Source organism: Amorphus sp. 3PC139-8, assembly GCF_040750475.1.
GTDB lineage: Bacteria > Pseudomonadota > Alphaproteobacteria > Rhizobiales > Amorphaceae > Amorphus.
In genome coordinates, this window is sequence record NZ_JABJVY010000041.1 from 1 (window position 1) to 17280 (window position 17280).

8 protein-coding genes are annotated in these 17280 nt (G+C 65.6%); all 8 read right to left on the bottom strand.

What is annotated here, in order from left to right:
* Positions 1–237 precede the first annotated feature (237 nt).
* A complete protein-coding gene (locus HNS03_RS23935; protein WP_367198566.1) occupies positions 238–1542 on the bottom strand; it encodes a mechanosensitive ion channel family protein in 1305 nt (434 codons plus the stop codon).
* A 254-nt stretch (positions 1543–1796) separates the two neighbouring features.
* The gene (locus tag HNS03_RS23940; RefSeq protein ID WP_367198567.1) at positions 1797–3134 is read right to left on the bottom strand and encodes a glycine cleavage T C-terminal barrel domain-containing protein; all 1338 of its coding nucleotides are present in this window, start codon (positions 3132–3134) and stop codon (positions 1797–1799) included.
* 531 nt (positions 3135–3665) lie between these two features.
* Positions 3666–4904 carry an MFS transporter gene (locus tag HNS03_RS23945; RefSeq protein WP_367198568.1) on the bottom strand — a complete coding sequence of 413 codons (1239 nt, stop codon included), beginning with the start codon at positions 4902–4904 and terminating at the stop codon, positions 3666–3668.
* A gap of 131 nt (positions 4905–5035) precedes the next feature.
* On the bottom strand, positions 5036–7696 hold the full coding sequence (gene treY / locus HNS03_RS23950) for a malto-oligosyltrehalose synthase (protein WP_367198569.1): 2661 nt from the start codon (positions 7694–7696) through the stop codon (positions 5036–5038).
* A complete protein-coding gene (treZ, locus tag HNS03_RS23955; protein ID WP_367198570.1) occupies positions 7693–9558 on the bottom strand; it encodes a malto-oligosyltrehalose trehalohydrolase in 1866 nt (621 codons plus the stop codon). The genes treY and treZ overlap by 4 nt, the downstream gene beginning before the upstream one ends.
* On the bottom strand, positions 9555–11642 hold the full coding sequence (glgX, locus tag HNS03_RS23960; protein ID WP_367198571.1) for a glycogen debranching protein GlgX: 2088 nt from the start codon (positions 11640–11642) through the stop codon (positions 9555–9557). Before glgX ends, treZ begins: the two co-directional genes overlap by 4 nt.
* Before the next feature lie 131 nt (positions 11643–11773).
* Complete coding sequence (gene glgB, locus HNS03_RS23965) at positions 11774–13987, bottom strand: 1,4-alpha-glucan branching protein GlgB (protein ID WP_367198580.1); 2214 nt, start codon at positions 13985–13987, stop codon at positions 11774–11776.
* A 5-nt stretch (positions 13988–13992) separates the two neighbouring features.
* The gene (gene treS / locus HNS03_RS23970) at positions 13993–17271 is read right to left on the bottom strand and encodes a maltose alpha-D-glucosyltransferase (RefSeq protein WP_367198581.1); all 3279 of its coding nucleotides are present in this window, start codon (positions 17269–17271) and stop codon (positions 13993–13995) included.
* Between the last annotated feature and the right edge of the window lie 9 nt (positions 17272–17280).

Sequence of the window (17280 nt, forward strand, 5' to 3'; positions counted from 1 at the left end):
AGGGCCAAACTCATCCTCGGTCGCGTCACGACAGACACGACCCGCGGAGTGACGGCCGCCTGACCGCGTCGGGAGGCCTCGCCACGCCTTCCGACGCTCAAGCAAACCACAAATCAAACACACAAGCGGAGTCTGGAATTGCAGCGGTGCCTGTTTCCCACCTCTCAAATCGGTCTAACCGTTTGATTTGACGCGTTTCCGGACAGCTAACGGGTTTCCATTTCGCCCGGAAATATGTCAGTTCGCCGGTCCGCTGCCTTCGCCGCCATCGTCCGGGCCGGCCTTACCGGGCGCCGTCGCATTGCCGAGCGGCTTGTTTGAGGCTGGCGGCGCATTGTCGCCCGCTTCCTCGATCCGTGGCTTGCCGTCCTCGTCGGGCGGCAGGAACAGGTCCGGCCTTCCCTCGGGAAGCGATTCCACATAGAGCGAGGTCGACGGGAAGGCGAAGCTGGAGCCGGCTCCGAACACGATGTCCATCATCTTGTAGGCAAGTCGCTCCTTGGCGGCCAGCCACTCGCCCCAGTTCGTGGTCTTGGTGAAGCAATAGACCATGATGTTGATGGACGAGCCGCCGAAGGAATCGATCCGCACGAAGGTCGAGGCCCGCTCGGGAGATACGAAATCGCCCGAGGTCAGGATATAGGTCTCGATCCCGTCGCGGATCTCCTTGAGCTGATCGACCGTGGTGGAATAGGTCACGCCCACGGTCCAATAGATCCGACGCCGGCGCATCTGGGAATAGTTGGTCACCGCTTTGTCGGAAAAGTCGGAGTTCGGCACCTGAACGACGGTGTCGTCGAAGTTGCGCACCCGGGTGGAACGGAAGCCGATATATTCCACCGTGCCGTCCACCACCCCGTCGACCTTGACCCAGTCGCCATATTGGAAGCGCTTTTCCACCAGGATCAGGACGCCGGCGATCAAGTTGCTGAACAGGGCCTGGGCGCCGAGGGCGACGGCCGCGCCGGCAATGCCCATGCCGGCCAGAAGGGGGCCGATCTTCACGCCCCATTGCTGCAGAATGGCGGCGGCGCCGAAAAACACCACGAAGCTCTTCAGCGCCCGGTTGATCCAATCCAAGAGCGATTGGCTGAGCCCTCCCGAATAGGGCTTCAACTGGTTCGTGAGCGGCTCGACCAGGCCGAACAGAGCCCAGTAGGCCGCGACGATCAGGAGGCTGATCACCACATGCTGCGAAATCGCGGCGACTGGTCCTTGCTCTTCGATCCGCACGACCTCGAACGCGAGAAAGGCTCCGAAAACGATCGGCAAAAGTCCGGCCGGTCCTTTCAGCGCGTCGGCCACGTCGTCGTGAAAGTCCTTGAAGGTCAATCCGGCGAGCCGGGTCGCCGAAGCCAGGATCACGAACCGGATCGGCCGGCGCAGAAGGACGAACACTCCAAAGATGAGAAGGGCGAGAAGAATGCGGTCGAGCGGGAAGCCGAGTGCCTCCTCGCTGATGGATGCCCGGATCGACGCCAGGTGTGCGCTGATCTCGGGATACCGCTTCGTCAGGTCGGCGGCGATCTCGTCAGGGTTCATCCGTCGTTCCGGGCAGAGAATCGGGAGGGACCCAAGGCCCGCGGTCCATTTTGCAATGGAATGCCGGGCGCATGGACGGACGCGTCCCGCGTCCGCAGGTACCTCTAGAGCGCGAGGACGAAAAGTGGCAACCGATTTCCATGTCACAGGGAGAGGCTGAGCGCCTGTCTCTATCGTCCTAGGTTGCGGACGCCGACGATCCCGAATCCGACCGGACCCGGGATCGCGGCAAGCGCTTCATCCGAGCGAAGTGGTTAGAACGCCCAGTCCCGGCCAGCGGCGACGGCGCGTTCGCGGGCGCTCGGGTTGACCGAGGGCCGGAACGGCACCTCGCAGACCACGGCATCGACGGATTGGCCCGAGACTTCGCTGTAGGCTTCCGGCAGCTCGACCTTAAGCTGGGTGCCGATCGCGGAGGCGGAATAGGGCACGTAACCGAGCGCGATGTTGGTCTCCAGCTCCGGCGACCACCAGGGCGAGGTCACGTAGCCGATCCGGTTTCCGTCGGGATCGGTGATCAGCCAGAAGTCCGGCGCATAGTCGGTGATCGGCTGGCCGCCGAGCTTCATTCCCACCAGCTTCTGCTGGAAGGGATACTGGTCGGCATCGATCAGCTCCCGCTGCCGTTCCAGCTCCGCCTTGCCGATATAGTCGCCGACCTTCTTGCGCGGCACCTGGTAGGCAAGGTTGACTTGAAACGGCGAGGTCTCCGCGTCCAGGTCCTGGCCCCAGGACAGGATGCCGGCGGCGATGCGGCGGTGGTGGGCCGGCGCGATCACCCGAAGCCCGTAGCTCGCGCCGGTGCCGCGGATGGCGTACCAGACCGCCTCGGCGTTCAAGGTCGCGTCACGGACATAGACCTCGTAGCCCTTCTCGCCGGTGAAGCCGGTCTGGCTCACCACCACGGAGCAGCCGCCGATTTCCGCCTCCATCAGCCCGTAATAGGGGATGGAGCGCACGGATTCGCCGACGAGTTCGGCCATCAGGTCTTCCGATAGCGGTCCCTGGATCTGCAGCGGCGCCACGTCGATCTCGGCGATGTCGACGTCGAAGCGGCGGCCGACATTCACGCCCTGCAGCCAGAACATCAGGTCGGAATCGGAGATGGAGAACCAGAACTCTTCTTCCGAAAGCCGCAAGAGCACGGGATCGTTCAGGATGCCGCCGGCCTCGTTGCACAAAATGCAGTATTTGCCGTGCATCGGCTTGATCTTGGTGGCATCGCGCGTGATCACGAAGTCCACGAAGGCCTCCGCATCCGGGCCCTGGACGCGGATTTGCCGTTCCACGGCGACGTTCCAGAGCGTGACGCGGTTCACCAGCACGTCGTATTCGGCCATTGCGCCGCCGTCCTCCGGGCGGACATAGCCGCGCGGATGGTACATGCGGTTGTACACGGTGGCGCGCCAGGCGCCGGCCTCCACGGACAGGTGCCAGAACGGCGATTTCCGCACCCGGGTGGAAATCAGCATCTGCACCGGGGTCGGGCCGGATTGGCGCAGGTTGAACGGGACCAGACGGTCGGACTGGTCGACGGTGGGTACGTTGGGGTGGGCGCGCGCGCCCAACTCGGTCGATGTGACGTCGAGCATCTCGGCGGTCTCCTCCTAGCCCCGTTCCGTGGACTTACAGAACGGGTCTCACCTATTGGTCTGACGCGTTTCTGGCCGGCGAACCGGTACCCACTTCGCCTGGAAACGCTCAAAACAGGTCCGGAAGTGCCGGCATCTTGGTCTGCGACCGGCGGGTCCCGTTCCGACTTTCGCTGCGCGTGCCCGGACCGTTGCCGCTGTTGCGACAGGCTTCTCTCGTGGAAGCCATAGCGGGAAGGATAGGAGAGGAGACGGGGCGCGGATGGCCGACCTGCGCCACGTCCGCGCTTATTGGCGACTTCCCCGCAACTCCAGAAAAAGTGGGAACCAGTTTTCCGCCGGGATTTGCGTGGGAAGACACTTTTCGCTCGCGCCAGCTCGCTGACGCTCGCGGTTGCGCGGGCGCGGCCCGGAGCGTTTCCAGGCGAAGTGGGTACCGGTTCGCCGTCCGGAAACGCGGCACGGCAATGCTCCGGCGCGCGGTCGCGCGCTGGCTTCGCGAGATCCCGGAAAATGCTTCAGGGCAACGCTTTATTCGGCGGCGTCCGCGCAGGCCGTGTCGGGCTCCGGCGGTGCTTCGTCGGCCTGCCGGCGGCGATCGATGCCGTGAGACACGATCGTCAGGACAAGCGCCACTGCGGCAAGGGAAACGCCGATATAGGGCAAGTGATTGTAGGCCATGCCCCAGGTGATCGCGAGCCCGCCGACCCAGGCGCCGGTGGCGTTGCCGAAGTTGAAGGCCCCTTGGTTCAGCGTTGAGGCCAGGTTCGGCGCGTCGGCGGCGGCCGTCACAACCCGCATCTGCAGCGGCGAAACCAGCGCGAAGACGAGCGCGCCCCAGATGAACAGGGTCACGGCGGCCGGGACCACCATGTGGCTGGTGGCGGTGAAGAGCGCCAGCACCGGCATCAGGACACAGAAGATCCCGATCACCGACGGCATCAGCTTCCAGTCGCCCAGGCGGCCACCGATCACATTGCCGACAGTCAGTCCGACGCCGAAGATCAGGAGCATCACGGTCACGCCGTGAGCGGAGAGCTGGGTGACGCCTTCCAGGATCGGCGCGATATAGGTGAAGACGGAGAACAGGCTCGCCGAGGCCAGCACGCTGATCGCCATGGCGAGCACCACCTGGGTGCTGGCGATCGAGCGCGCTTCTTGCCGGAAGGCGACGGCGGGCACCGGGATATCGCGCGGCAGCCAGGCGGCCAGGGCCGCCGCCGCGACCAGACCGATGGCGACCACGGCCCAGAAGGTGGTGCGCCAGCCGAGCGCTTCGCCAATGGCGGTGCCGAACGGAACGCCCAGCACGTTGGCAAGCGTCAGGCCGGCAAACATCATGGCGATCGCTTGCGCCCGTTGGCGGGGTTCCACGAGCGCGGAAGCCACCACCGCGCCGAGGCCGAAAAAGGCGCCGTGGCAGAGCGCGGTCACGATGCGCGCGCCCATCAGCAGCCAATAGTCGCCGGCGATCGCGCACAGCATGTTGCCGGCGATGAAGACGGCCATGAGCAGAAGCAACGCACGCCGCCGGTCCAGCCGGGCGGTCGCCACGGCAAGGAACGGCGATCCGAACGTCACCGACAGGGCATAGCCGGTGACGAGCAAGCCGGCCTGGGGGATGGTGACGGCCAGGTCCTGGGCGACATTCGGCAGAAGGCCCATGATGACGAACTCGGTCGTTCCGATGCCGAACGAGGCGAGCCCGAGGGCCAGAAGCGGGAGCCGGCTCGCAGAACGACCACGGCCGGGCGCGGAGGCGATGCTCATGCGCGTTCAATCTCGGTTGGTGTCGGGCGGCGTGTTGCCCGTCGGTCTTGTTGCGGGAGGCAGGGAGGCACAGGACGCTTGCGTTCGTGTCTAATGCTGCATTGCAGCATAATCGTGACGGGCGCGCGAGGTCAGCGGGTCAAAATCGCAAATGGGGAGCTGGCGAAAACCGTCGCAAGGCCGATGATGCCCCCCTCCAGCTCGCGTCCCGAGAGCGCATCCGTAAACGCGCCTTGACCCGCGAGATGAAGCTCGGTCCCCTCCCAAAGGCCCGGCGCGCGCAGATCGGACGCCTGCTGAAACAGCGCAAGCGGGAGCCGTGGTGCCACGGTGATCGAAAGCCGATCCTGATAGGAGCGGGCGAACGCCAGTACGTGCGCGCGCATCGGCCCGCTCACATCGAGTGGAAGGTAGGTCCCGACCGTGTAGAGGTCGGGATCGGCAGCCCTGAGCGCCAGGCCGATCCGGATCAGGTGGGGTTTGAAGGTGGCGAGGTCGGGAACGCCGCGATCGGGCCAGGCGGGGTGGTCGCGGTGAAGGGCTTCTGCCAGCTTGCCGAAGTCCACCGGGCGCCGGTTGTCCGGATCGACCAGGCTGAAATCGGCTGCCTCGGAACCCTGGTAGATGTCCGGGATGCCGGGCGCCGTCAGCTTCAGGACGGTCTGGGCGAGGCTGTTGACCACACCGGCGCGTATGAATGGACGCAGTGTGGTCGTAAAATCGTTAAGAAACGCGGTGTTGGCCGGGTCCAACAGGCGATCGGCGTAAGCCGCGACGGCGTGTTCGTAGTTGGCGTCGATGTCGGTCCAGCCGGTGCGGCGCTTGGCTTCCCTAAGCGCCTTTTCGACATAGGGCGAAAACCGGTCACGCAACGCTGCAAGCGCCTCGTCATCGGTTGCAAGATCCTCCGGCCAGGCCCCGACCAGGGCCTGGTAAAGCAGCCATTCCGTGTCCGGCTCGGGTGCGGGACCGGAGGCGAGCCCGGCGACTTGGCCGCGATGCATCGCGCGCCAGCGGTCGACGGCTTCGGCCCAGGTCTCGGCGGCTTCGCTCAACGTATAGAGCCGGGCGCGGGCGTCCTCGCCGCGCTTGGTATCGTGGGTGGCGGTGGCGAGAAGGCCGTGGGGTTGGGTCTCCACTCGCTCGATCATGCTACGGTGAAAAACGCCCGCCTCGGCGAAGATGTCGTCCGGGTCGCCGCCTACCTCGTTAACCGCGATCAGCCGGTTGAAGCGATAAAACAGCGTGTCCTCGATCGCCTTGGCCATCACGGGCCCGGTGAGTTGCTGGAAGCGCTCCCGAAACCGGTTGGCGGTGTCGCGTGCCTCCGCCGGAACCCGGCCGAACAGGACATCGGTGACGAGATCGATCGCCGCATGCGCCTTGTCGCAGGCATCGGCCTTGGCACGGGCGGCAATGTCGTCGACCAAGCTCCGATCGCGCGAGGGCAGGCCGCCATCCGCTCCATAGGTGCGATAGACCGGAAAGCCGGTGACCATCGCCACGATGCCGTCGCGCAGGGTTTCGTCCGCTTGCGGCTCGGCTTCGCCGCGACCGACGGAAATGCTCTGGAGCAAGTCCACCAGTAGAGAAACTTCGCCGGCAAAATTTCGTCTCGCCATCAACGTCTTGGCGGCATGGCGCTCCGCTTCCAGATCGCGATCGGCGTCGGTGGCGGCGCAATAGGCGGCGGCGAGCTTTTCGGCCTTGGCGCCATCCGTGAGCGTTTCGGCGAGCGCGGTGATGAACTCGTAGCCGGTGGTGCCCTCGATCGGCCAAGTCTCGGCGAGCGCTTCGTCGCCTTCCAGGATCTTCTCGACGAACAGATAGGTGTCGGCTCCGATCTCGCCGCGTAGGCTCTGGAGGTATCCGGTCGGGTCGGCGAGCCCGTCGACATGATCGACGCGCAATCCGTCGACCGCACCGGAGCGCACGAGCTCCAGGATCAGTCGGTGGCTGTCGGCGAAAATCGCCGGATCGTCCACCCGCACGCCGACCAGCCCGGTGATCTCGAAGAAGCGGCGATAGGAGAGATGCCGGCTCGCTTCTTGCCAGTAGAGTAGGCGCCAGGGTTGGGCGGCGTGGACGGCGGAGATCAGTGCGGGATCTTGCGAGAGCGCGGCCAGGCGCCGTTCGGTGTCCGTGCGGGCGGTGGTGTCGGATGCCGCGGTGCGGATCGCCGCATGCATGGAATCCGCCGTCTCGGAGACGGCTTCGTTGGCGATGGCAAAGATCCGCGACAAGAGCGGATCGTCGCCGGCCGCGGAGGCAAGCGTGGCGTAGCTGGTCGGGTCGAGCGGCAGAAGATTGTCGAAATAGGCGAGCACCAGACAGCCTTCGTTGGCGTCTAGCCGGAGCTTGAGATCGCCGGCGGCCAGCGCCTCGTCGAACGGGCGGCTGAGGATCGGAAGCGTCAGTTTCTCGCGCCAGTCGATGTCGAAGTGCCGGGCAAACGGGCTCGTCGGCCCCCATTCCACAACGCTGCGCCACCAGGCATTTTCCAGCGAGGCCGCCATGTGGTTGGGCACGATATCCAGGATCAGGCCGAGGTCGGCGGCCTTCAGAGCGGCGACCAGCCGGTCGAAGCCTTCCCGGCCGCCGAGTGCGGGATCGATCGCATTGCAGTCGGTGACGTCGTACCCGTGAGTGGAGCCGGAAACGGCGGTGAAGATCGGTGAGGCGTAGAGATGGCTGACGCCGAGCCGCTTCAGATAGGGGATGATCTCGATGGCGTGGTCGAACGTCATCCCACCGCGAAACTGAAGCCGATAAGTGGCGGTGACCCGGCTCATCGCGCGTTCTCCGTCTCGCCTCCGCGGCTGATGGAATAGCGTACCGCGCCAGCCGGGAGCGTGTCGCCGGCGATGTCTCCGTTTCCAGTGGGCACGAACGCATGGAGCGGATCGCCGGCGGCGGTCGGAAGTGCGCGGGCCGTCTCCGACAGGTTCGCGCGCAGCTCCAGAACGCCACCGACGAGTTGCCAATCGACGGCCAGGGCTCCATCGTCGGCGGAGACGACGCGGCCGGCCTGTCCTGCCGCGCCGGAGATCAGCGGGACGATCTCCCGGCGGCGGAGATCGAGAAGGGTGCGCACGAAGTCGTGCCAGGCGCGCCCGTCTTCGTGGTCGAGCCGGTCCCAATTAAGCTTGGAGGCCCCAAACGTGCCGGGCGCGTTCGGGTCCGGAATCTCGTCGATCTCGGCGCGGTCGCCCTGGAAGGCGGCAAAGGCGGCGAACTCGCGCCGGCGACCGGTGCGCACGGCATCGGCCAGCTCTCCTTCGAAATCGGTGAAGAAGGCGAACGGGCGGGTCTCGCCATAGTCCTCGCCCATGAACAGAAGCGGAATATGGGGGGACAGAAGCAGGATCGTCGTCAGCGCCCGCACGCGGTCGTACTCGGCCAGGTCGATCAGACGCTCTCCGAACGCCCGGTTGCCGATCTGGTCGTGATTTTGCAGGAAATCGACAAAGGCGGTCGGCGGCAAATGGGCGCTCGGCACGCCGCGGGGCGCCCCGCCGCCATGGCGCGAGGGCTCGCCCTGATAGGCGAAGCCTTCGGCGAGCGCGCGGGCGAGCTTTCCGAAGCGGTCCTCGGCGAAGTCGGCATAGTAGCCGTCGCTCTCGCCGGTCGCGATCACATGGGCGACATTGTGAAAGTCGTCGTTCCACTCCGCGGTATAGAGGCGGGGCTGTCCGTCGGCGCCGCGCTCGTGCAAGTGGGTGATGTTGCGGTTGTCTTCGGTCGTGAGGTGGATTTGGCGATCGGGGATCGAGGCGCGCACGGCAGCGGCGATCTCCACCAGGATCTCGGTTTCCGACAACTCGTCGCGGATATGGTCGATGGCGTCGAGCCGGAGCCCGTCGAACCGATATTCTTCCAGCCAGAACAGTGCGTTCTCAACGAAGAAATGGCGTACCGGGGCGCGCTCGTAGGCGATCGCCGCGCCCCAGGGCGTATGGCGCTCGGGATGGAAGAAGTCCGGCGCATAGCGGGCGAGATAATTCCCCTCCGGGCCGAAGTGATTGTAGACGACGTCCAGGAGCACCATCAGGCCGAGGCCGTGGGCGGTATCGACGAGGGCCTTGAGATCCTCCGGCGGGCCGTACGCGGGATGCGGCGCATAAGGCAGCACGCCGTCATAGCCCCAGCCGCGGTTTCCGGCGAACTGGGCGACCGGCATGATCTCAACGGTGGTGATGCCGGTCTCGACCAGATGAGGGAGCTTGTCGATCGCGGCCCGGAAGGTGCCTTCCGGCGTGAAGGTCCCGACGTGAAGCTCCAGGATCACCGCCTCCTCCCAGGGTCGGCCGGTCCAGTCGGTCTGCTGCCAGCGATAGGCGGTGGGGTCGACCACGCGCGAGGGGCCATGGACGTCGGCCATTTGGGCTCGGGAGGCCGGATCCGGGATCGCGAAGCCGTCGCCCAGCACGAAGCGATAGCCGGTTCCGGCCGCCACCGCCGGCACGCGCGCCTCAAACCAGCCATCCTCCAGTGCGGTCATCTCGACATCGTCTCTGGCATCCAGACGGACGCGGACGTGCGTCTCGGCCGGAGCCCACAGACGAAAGCGTACGCTGCCGTCCCCGACCCATTCCGCCCCCCAGGTGCGCGGGAAGGCGAAGCGGCCGTCCGCTGGCGCCGATGTCTCGCTCATGCCCGGCTCTCAAGGAGAAACAGGCTGCGACCGGGCGCCTCGAACGGGGCTTCCTCCGAAAGGGCTCCGTCGGTTCGCCGGTGGACGACGCCTTCGGCGGTATCGACGAGCACGCCCCAGCCCGACGCCAGCGGCGCGGGCAGGGTGAAGGCGACCGGCTCGTGATGGGCGTTGAGAATCAAAAGCAGCGAGTCGGAGGGGGCCGCCAGCAGAAGCGCGATGGAGCGGGTTTGCGGGTCCTGCCAGTTGTCCGGCTCCATGACCTCCCCATCCGGGCGCAGCCAGCGGGCGAAGGCGCCGGTGCGCGGATCTTCGGCTTCGTGCAGGAAGCGATCCTGGGTCAGGAGCGGACGGCTCTCGCGCAAGTCGATCAGGCCGCGGACGAAGGCGTCGAAGGCGGTGTCCTGCGGATCGATCTCCGACCAGGCGAGCCAGTTGATCTCGGCATCCTGACAATAGGCGTTGTTGTTGCCGTTCTGGGTACGGCCGATCTCGTCGCCCATCAGCATCATCGGTGTGCCCTGGGAAAGGAGCAGCGTCGCGATCATATTGCGCCGGGCCTGGTCGCGGGCGGCCAGAATCTCGGGATCGTCGGTCGGGCCTTCGGCCCCCCAGTTGTAGCTGAGATTGTGCGAGTGGCCGTCGGCGTTGTCTTCTCCGTTGGCCTCGTTGTGCTTGTCGTTGTAGCTGACCACGTCGGCAAGCGTGAAGCCGTCATGGGCCGTGACCAGGTTGATGCTCGCCCACGGCCGACGCCCCTGATTTTCGAAAAAGTCGGAGGAGCCGAGCAGACGATCGGCGAGCGTCGGCAACGTGCCCTCGTCGCCTCTCCAGAAGGCGCGCACGGTGTCGCGGTAGGTGTCGTTCCATTCCGCCCAGCCGGGCGGGAAATGGCCGAGCTGGTAGCCGTCCGGGCCGGTGTCCCATGGCTCCGCGATCAGCTTGACCCGGGAAAGCACCGGGTCCTGCTGCACGGCATCGAAAAAGACGGCGTTCTGGTCGAAAGCGTCGCGGTCGCGGCCGAGCGAGCTCGCCAGATCGAAGCGGAAGCCGTCCACGTGGCACTGCTCAACCCAGTAGCGCAGGGAGTCCATCACCATCTGCAGCGCACGCTGGTGGCGCAGATCGACGGTGTTGCCGCATCCGGTGGTGTCGAAATAGTAGCGCGGGTCGTCGCCCAGCAGATAGTAGCTGGCATTGTCGATGCCGCGGAAGGAGAGCGTGGGGCCAAGCTCGTTGCCCTCGGCGGTGTGGTTGTAGACCACGTCGAGAATGACCTCGATGCCGGCCTCGTGCAGCCGGCGCACCAGGAGCTTGAACTCGTGAATGCCGCCCCCGCGCGTCAGGTAGCGCGGCGCCGGCGCGAAGAAGCCGATGGTGTTGTAGCCCCAATAGTTGGTGAGCCCCCGATCGATCAGATAGCGGTCGTCGAAGAAGGCCTGGATCGGCATCAGCTCCAGCGACGTCACGCCGAGGTCCACCAGCCGGTCGATCACCCGCGGATCGGCGAGGCCCTCGAAGGTGCCGCGCAGATGTTCCGGCAGGTCGGCATTGAGCGCGGTCATGCCCTTCACATGGGCCTCGTAGACGATGGCCTTCGGCCACGGTACGGCAGGTTTCAGGTCGTGGCCCCAGGTCATCGCCGGGTCGACGACCACGCATTTCGGCATCACGAACGCGGAATCGCGGCGATCGAAGGAAAGGTCCCCGCGATGGTGGCCGATGCGGTAGCCGAACAGCGCGTCGTGCCAGCGGATCTCGCCGTGCAGCGCCAGGGCGTACGGGTCGATCAAGAGCTTGTGCGGATTGAAGCGGTGGCCGGCCGACGGCTCGTAGGGTCCATGTACCCGGTAGCCATAGAGTTGGCCGGGGCGCACCTCGGGCAGATAGCCGTGCCAGACCTGATGGGTGAACTCCGGCAGCGGAACGCGCTCGATCTCGCGTCGGCCGCTGCGATCGAACAGGCAGAGCTCGACCTTGGTGGCATTCGCCGAAAACAGCGCGAAATTGACGCCCGAACCGTCCCAGTGCGCACCAAGCGGGAACGGGGCGCCCGCCGAGACCGTGTGCCGTGTCTTAGCCATCGAATGGAAAATCCGAAGTCAGAGGTCCGATCAGCGCCGCCCGGCATTCTCTAAAAAACGCCGAACGAGCCTAACTTATGGATGTTACGCCTGTCCGGACGGCCGGTCGGTTCCCACTTGGCCTAGACCCTCTAGACGTCCGGAGCGAGGACGAGGGTGGCAAGCGGCGGCAAGGTCAGGCGCAACGATGCCGGTCGCCCGTGCCAGCCTTGCCCGTCGGTACCAACCGCGCCGCCGTTGCCAACGCCGGACCCGCCATAGTGTTCCGCATCGGTGTTCAGGACTTCGCGCCAGGTGCCAGCGGCGGGAACGCCGACCCGGTAATCGTAGCGCACGATCGGCGTCATGTTCGCGACCACGACGAGCGGACGGGCATTGCCGCGGGCGCGCCGAAGATAGACGAACACGCTGTTTTCCGCATCCCCGCCCTCGATCCATTCGAAGCCGGCGGGATCGCAGTCGAGCTCGTGCAGCGCGGGCTCGGACCGGTAGAGCCGGTTGAGATCGCCCACCAGGGACTGCAGCCCGGAATGGGATCGGTCCTCCAGAAGATGCCAGTCGAGCGACTGGTCGTGGGTCCATTCCCGCTCCTGGCCGAACTCGCCGCCCATGAACAGAAGCTTCTTGCCGGGATGGGTCCACATGAAGCCGTAGTAGGCGCGCAGATTGGCGAACTTCTGCCAACGGTCGCCCGGCATTTTGCCGAACATGGAACCTTTGCCGTGCACGACCTCGTCGTGGGACAGCGGCAGCACGAAATTCTCCGAGAAGCCATAGTGGATCCCGAAGGTCATCTGGTGGTGGTTGTATTTCCGATAGACCGGATCGAGGCTCATATAGTCGAGCGTGTCGTGCATCCAGCCCATGTTCCACTTGTAGCCGAAGCCGAGCCCGCCCATGTCGACCGGCCGGCTGACGCCGGGCCAGGCGGTGGATTCCTCCGCCATGGTCTGGGCGCCGGGCACACGCTCGTAGACCCGCGTGTTCAGCTCGCGCAGGAAGGCGATCGCGTCGAGATTCTCGTTGCCGCCATAGCGGTTCGGCAGCCACTCACCCTCCTCGCGAGAGTAGTTGAGATAGAGCATAGAGGCCACCGCATCCACGCGCAGCGCGTCGACATGGAAGTGCTCCAGCCAGTAGAGCGCGCTCGACATCAGGAAGTTGGCGACCTCGGTGCGACCGAAATTGTAGATCAGCGTGTTCCAGTCGCGATGGAAGCCGAGGCGCGGGTCTTCGTGCTCGTAGAGCGCGGTGCCGTCGAAACGGACCAGGCCATGCGCGTCGGAGGGGAAGTGCGCCGGAACCCAGTCGGTGATCACGCCGATGCCGGCCTGGTGCAGCCGGTCGACGAAGGCGGCGAAGGCTTCCGGCGGGCCGAAGCGGCGCGTGGGCGCGAACATTCCGATCGGCTGATAGCCCCAGGAGCCGGTGAAGGGATGCTCGGTGATCGGCAACAGCTCCACATGGGTGAAGCCCATCTCGGTGACATAGTCGACCAGCAGGTCGGCGAGCGTGTCGTAGTCGAGCGCCTCGCCGCCGCCACCGCGCTTCCACGAGCCCAGGTGCACTTCGTAGATCGCGACCGGTGCGGAAACCGATTGCCGGTCCTGGCGCTCCGACAGCCACGCCGTGTCGCCCCAGGCATGTCGCGGCGGGCCGCAGACCACCGAAGCGGTGGCCGGTGGGTTTTCCTGGGCGAACGCGATCGGATCGGCCTTCAAGGGCAGGACGTCGCCATGGACCCCCAGGATCTCGAATTTGTAGATGTCGCCGCGGGCAAGCCCCGGAATGAACAGCTCCCAGAGACCGGCACCGTAGCGTTTGCGCATCGGGTGGCGACGGCCGTCCCAGGCATTGAAGTGGCCGACGACGGACACGCGGCGGGCATTCGGCGCCCAGACCGCGAAGGCGACGCCCTCCACGCCCTCATGGGTCATGGGATGCGCGCCGAGCCGTCGATAGAGTTCCAGGTGCCGGCCTTCTGCGATCAGATATTCGTCGAGCTCACCCAGCACCGGCCCGAACCGGTAGGGGTCGATGCGCTGCCAGGTGTGGTCGCGGGTCGACAGCTCCAAAAGATAGGGAAAGCGCTCACGCCGTCCCTCGATCCGGCCGGAGAAGAAACCTTCCGGATGGACCCGCTCCAAGCTCGCCACCGGCTTGCCGGTCGCCTCGTCGAGGACGGTCACGGACGCCGCATCCGGAGCGAACACGTTGACGACGAGCGGCGTCTCGCCGCCGCCGAGCATGCCGAGCAGCGAGAATGGGTTGGGGTGCCGCCCTCGGATGACCGTTTCAATCTCGCCGGGCGTCGGGGCGTGGCTCGGCGCAGTCGTCGCCGATATCGGGCTCACCGTCCGGTCTCCTTCTCGTCGATCAGGGCCTTGAGGCCGCCAAGCGGAATGCCCGCCCAGCTCGGCCGATTGGAGAGTTCATAGGCTACTTCGTAGGCCGCTTTCTGGATGACGAACAGATCCAGCAGAGCGTGTGCGAACGCGGGATCGTCCGGATGCGTCGACGCGCCGGCGATCGTGGCTTCGTACGCGGCGAGCAGTTCGCGCGTGGTGGTGTCGCGCCATTCCAGCGCGCGGGCGATCGCCGCGTCCTGGAAGGCGTTGGAGACGCCGCCATGGGGCTCTATCACCGACGCCGCGGCGTAGTCGAGCGAGCGCAACAGCCCGGCCACATCCCTGAGCGGCGAAGTCTTCGCCCGTCGCTGCTCCAAGGAGCGGCGCGGCTCGCCCTCGAAATCGATGATCATCACGTCGTTCTTCACCATCAGGATCTGACCCAGATGATAGTCGCCGTGGATCCGCGAGCGCCCGCCGGTGGGCGTGAAGGCAAGCGGCGCATCGATCCGTGCCTTCAGCGCGCCATAGCCGGACATCACCTGATCGGCGGTTTCCCGGTCGGTCTCGGCAAGCCCGCCGCGGGCCGCAGACAAATGCTCTATCGCCTCGGCCAGATCGTTCGTGGCCTCTTCCACCCAGGCCGACACATCCTCGCGCGTGATCGGGTCGACCTGGAAGGCCGGATTGTCGGTTGCCTTCGCGAACGCCTGATGAAGCTCTCCCGTGCGCTGGCCGAGCAGGCCGCCGATCATCAACGGATAGGAGAACGGCGCGAGCTGATCTTCCGTCGCCGTTTCGTCGGCGCCCGCATAGGGCGCTTCGAAGCCGTTGAGATCGCGTTGCAGGGCTTCGGTCAGCACAGCCCATGCGTCGCCTTGATTCTGCACATAGGCGAACGCGGCGGCGACGGTGGTGGTTCCGCCATCGACGGCGTGGTGCTCCACGCTGCCCAGGAAAGCCGGGGTATTCTCAAACCCGGCGACTTCGGTCAGGAACTGGGCAACCTCGACCTCCGGCTGCACCCCGCTCCTGAGCCGACGATAGAATTTCAGGATGACCGAGGTGTCGAAGACGATCGAGACATTGCTTTGCTCGACGCCGAGCGGGCGCGGCTCGCCGGTCTCCTCGATGGCGGCGAGCTGGTCGTTGCCAGTGAAGACCAGCCGGCCGGCGTCTGTTTCAATCGTGGTGCCGCGGCCCATGGCGGCGAGCATTTCCGTCGGCAGGGTCGGTTCGAAGGCCCCGTCGACCAGAGCGCCCACCCGCGATCCACGCCGGAGCTTGGCGAGCGTGTAGGCGAGCGTGGGCGCGCCGAAGCCGAGACTTTCCTCGCCCCAGACCGCGGAGAAAGGCAGGAAATAGCGCTCCACGTCCTGATCGGTGGTGACGACCACGGTGGTGAGCGCATGCCGGCCGTTCGCGAGTTCGCCGATCGGCTCGACGGAGACTTTTTGGATCGGCCTGTCCTTGGCCGCGAACCAGCGCTGCAGCGGCAGATAGCGGGGCAGAACGTCGCTTTCCAGCATCCGCCCTTCGCGTCCCGTCAAGGCGGTCGTGATGCGGCCGTCGCGGGTGGTCAGCGTCAGAAAGTCCGGCAGCACGTCCGGGATCGGCGTGTGCCAGCTCGGCGCCTGATCGGCGGGGGCGAGCACGAACCAGTAGAAGCCGTAGCCGGGCAGGGTGACCAGATAGGGCAGGTCGCCAATCGGCGGAAACGGCGAGTTGCCCATCAACTCGATCGGCACCAGCCCGCGCTTGGCGGAGAGGTCGAGCTCCACCGCCTGGGCCGCGCGCGACAGATTGCAGACGCACAGGATCGCTTCGCCTTCATACTCGCGCAGATAGGCGAGCACTTTGCGGTTGGAGGGGTAGAGCAGCGTCATGGTTCCGCGGCCGAAGGCCTGGTGCTGCTTGCGCACCGCAATCATGCGCCGCATCCAGTTCAAGAGCGACGAGGGATCGAAGGTCTGGCTTTCGACGTTGAGCGCTGGATAGCCGTAGACCGGATCCTGGATCGCGGGCAGATAGAGCCGCTGCGGATTGGTGCGCGAGAAACCTGCGTTGCGGTCCGACGACCATTGCATCGGCGTGCGCACGCCGTCGCGGTCGCCGAGATAGTAGTTGTCGCCCATCCCGATCTCGTCGCCATAGTAGACGATCGGGGTGCCGGGAAACGACAGCAGGAAGGAATTCAGAAGCTCGATCTTGCGACGATCGTTCTGCATGAGCGGAGCCAGCCGCCGCCGGATGCCGAGATTGATGCGGGCGCGGGGGTCTTCCGCATAGACCCGCCAGAGATAGTCCCGCTCCTTGTCGGTGACCATCTCCAGCGTCAGCTCGTCATGGTTGCGCAGGAAGATGCCCCACTGGCAGTCCTGCGGAATGTCCGGAGTCTGGCGGATGATGTCGGTGATGGGGTGCCGATCCTCCTGAGCGACCGCCATGTACATGCGCGGCATCAGCGGGAAGTGGAAGCCCATGTGGCACTCGTCGCCCTCGCCGAAATAGGGCCGGGTGTCCTCCGGCCACTGGTTGGCCTCGGCAAGCAGCATCCGGTCGGGATAGTGGGCATCCAGCTCGGCGCGGATCTTCTTCAGAACCTCGTGGGTTTCCGGCAGGTTCTCGTTGTTGGTGCCTTCGCGCTCGACCAGGTAGGGGATCGCGTCGAGGCGTAGCCCGTCCACCCCCATGTCGAGCCAGAAGTGCATCACCTTCAAGACTTCGGCGAGCACCCGCGGATTGTCGAAGTTGAGGTCGGGCTGGTGGGAATAGAATCGGTGCCAGAAATAGGCGCCGGCCACGGGATCCCAGGTCCAGTTCGACTTCTCCGTATCGGTGAAGATGATCCGGGTTTCGGGAAACTTCTCGTCGGTGTCGCTCCAGACATAGAAATTGCGCGCCGCGCTGCCGGGCTTGGCGTTGCGGGCGCGCTGGAACCAGGGATGCTGGTCGGAGGTGTGGTTGATGACGAGCTCTGTGATGACGCGCAGGCCGCGCTTGTGCGCCTCCGCCACGAAGCCCTTGAAATCGCGCATCTTGCCGTAGGCGGGATTGATCGCCTTGTAGTCGGCGATATCGTAGCCGTCGTCGCGCATCGGCGAAGGGTAGAACGGCAACAGCCAGATCGCCGTGGCCCCCAACTCCTGGACATAGTCCAGCCGCTGCATCAGCCCTTCGAAGTCGCCGATGCCGTCATTGTTGGCGTCCTGGAACGCCTTGACGTGAAGCTGATAGATGATCGCGTCCCGGTACCACTGCGCGTCGGCTCGATCGATGATTCCGTCCAT

Excerpts from the sequence above, each read along its gene's own strand:
- HNS03_RS23935 (WP_367198566.1), bottom strand. The coding sequence starts at position 1,542 with ATGAACCCTGACGAGATCGCCGCCGACCTGACGAAGCGGTATCCCGAG.
- HNS03_RS23940 (WP_367198567.1), bottom strand. The coding sequence starts at position 3,134 with ATGCTCGACGTCACATCGACCGAGTTGGGCGCGCGCGCCCACCCCAAC.
- HNS03_RS23945 (WP_367198568.1), bottom strand. The coding sequence starts at position 4,904 with ATGAGCATCGCCTCCGCGCCCGGCCGTGGTCGTTCTGCGAGCCGGCTC.
- treY (WP_367198569.1), bottom strand. The coding sequence starts at position 7,696 with ATGAGCCGGGTCACCGCCACTTATCGGCTTCAGTTTCGCGGTGGGATG.
- treZ (WP_367198570.1), bottom strand. The coding sequence starts at position 9,558 with ATGAGCGAGACATCGGCGCCAGCGGACGGCCGCTTCGCCTTCCCGCGC.
- glgX (WP_367198571.1), bottom strand. The coding sequence starts at position 11,642 with ATGGCTAAGACACGGCACACGGTCTCGGCGGGCGCCCCGTTCCCGCTT.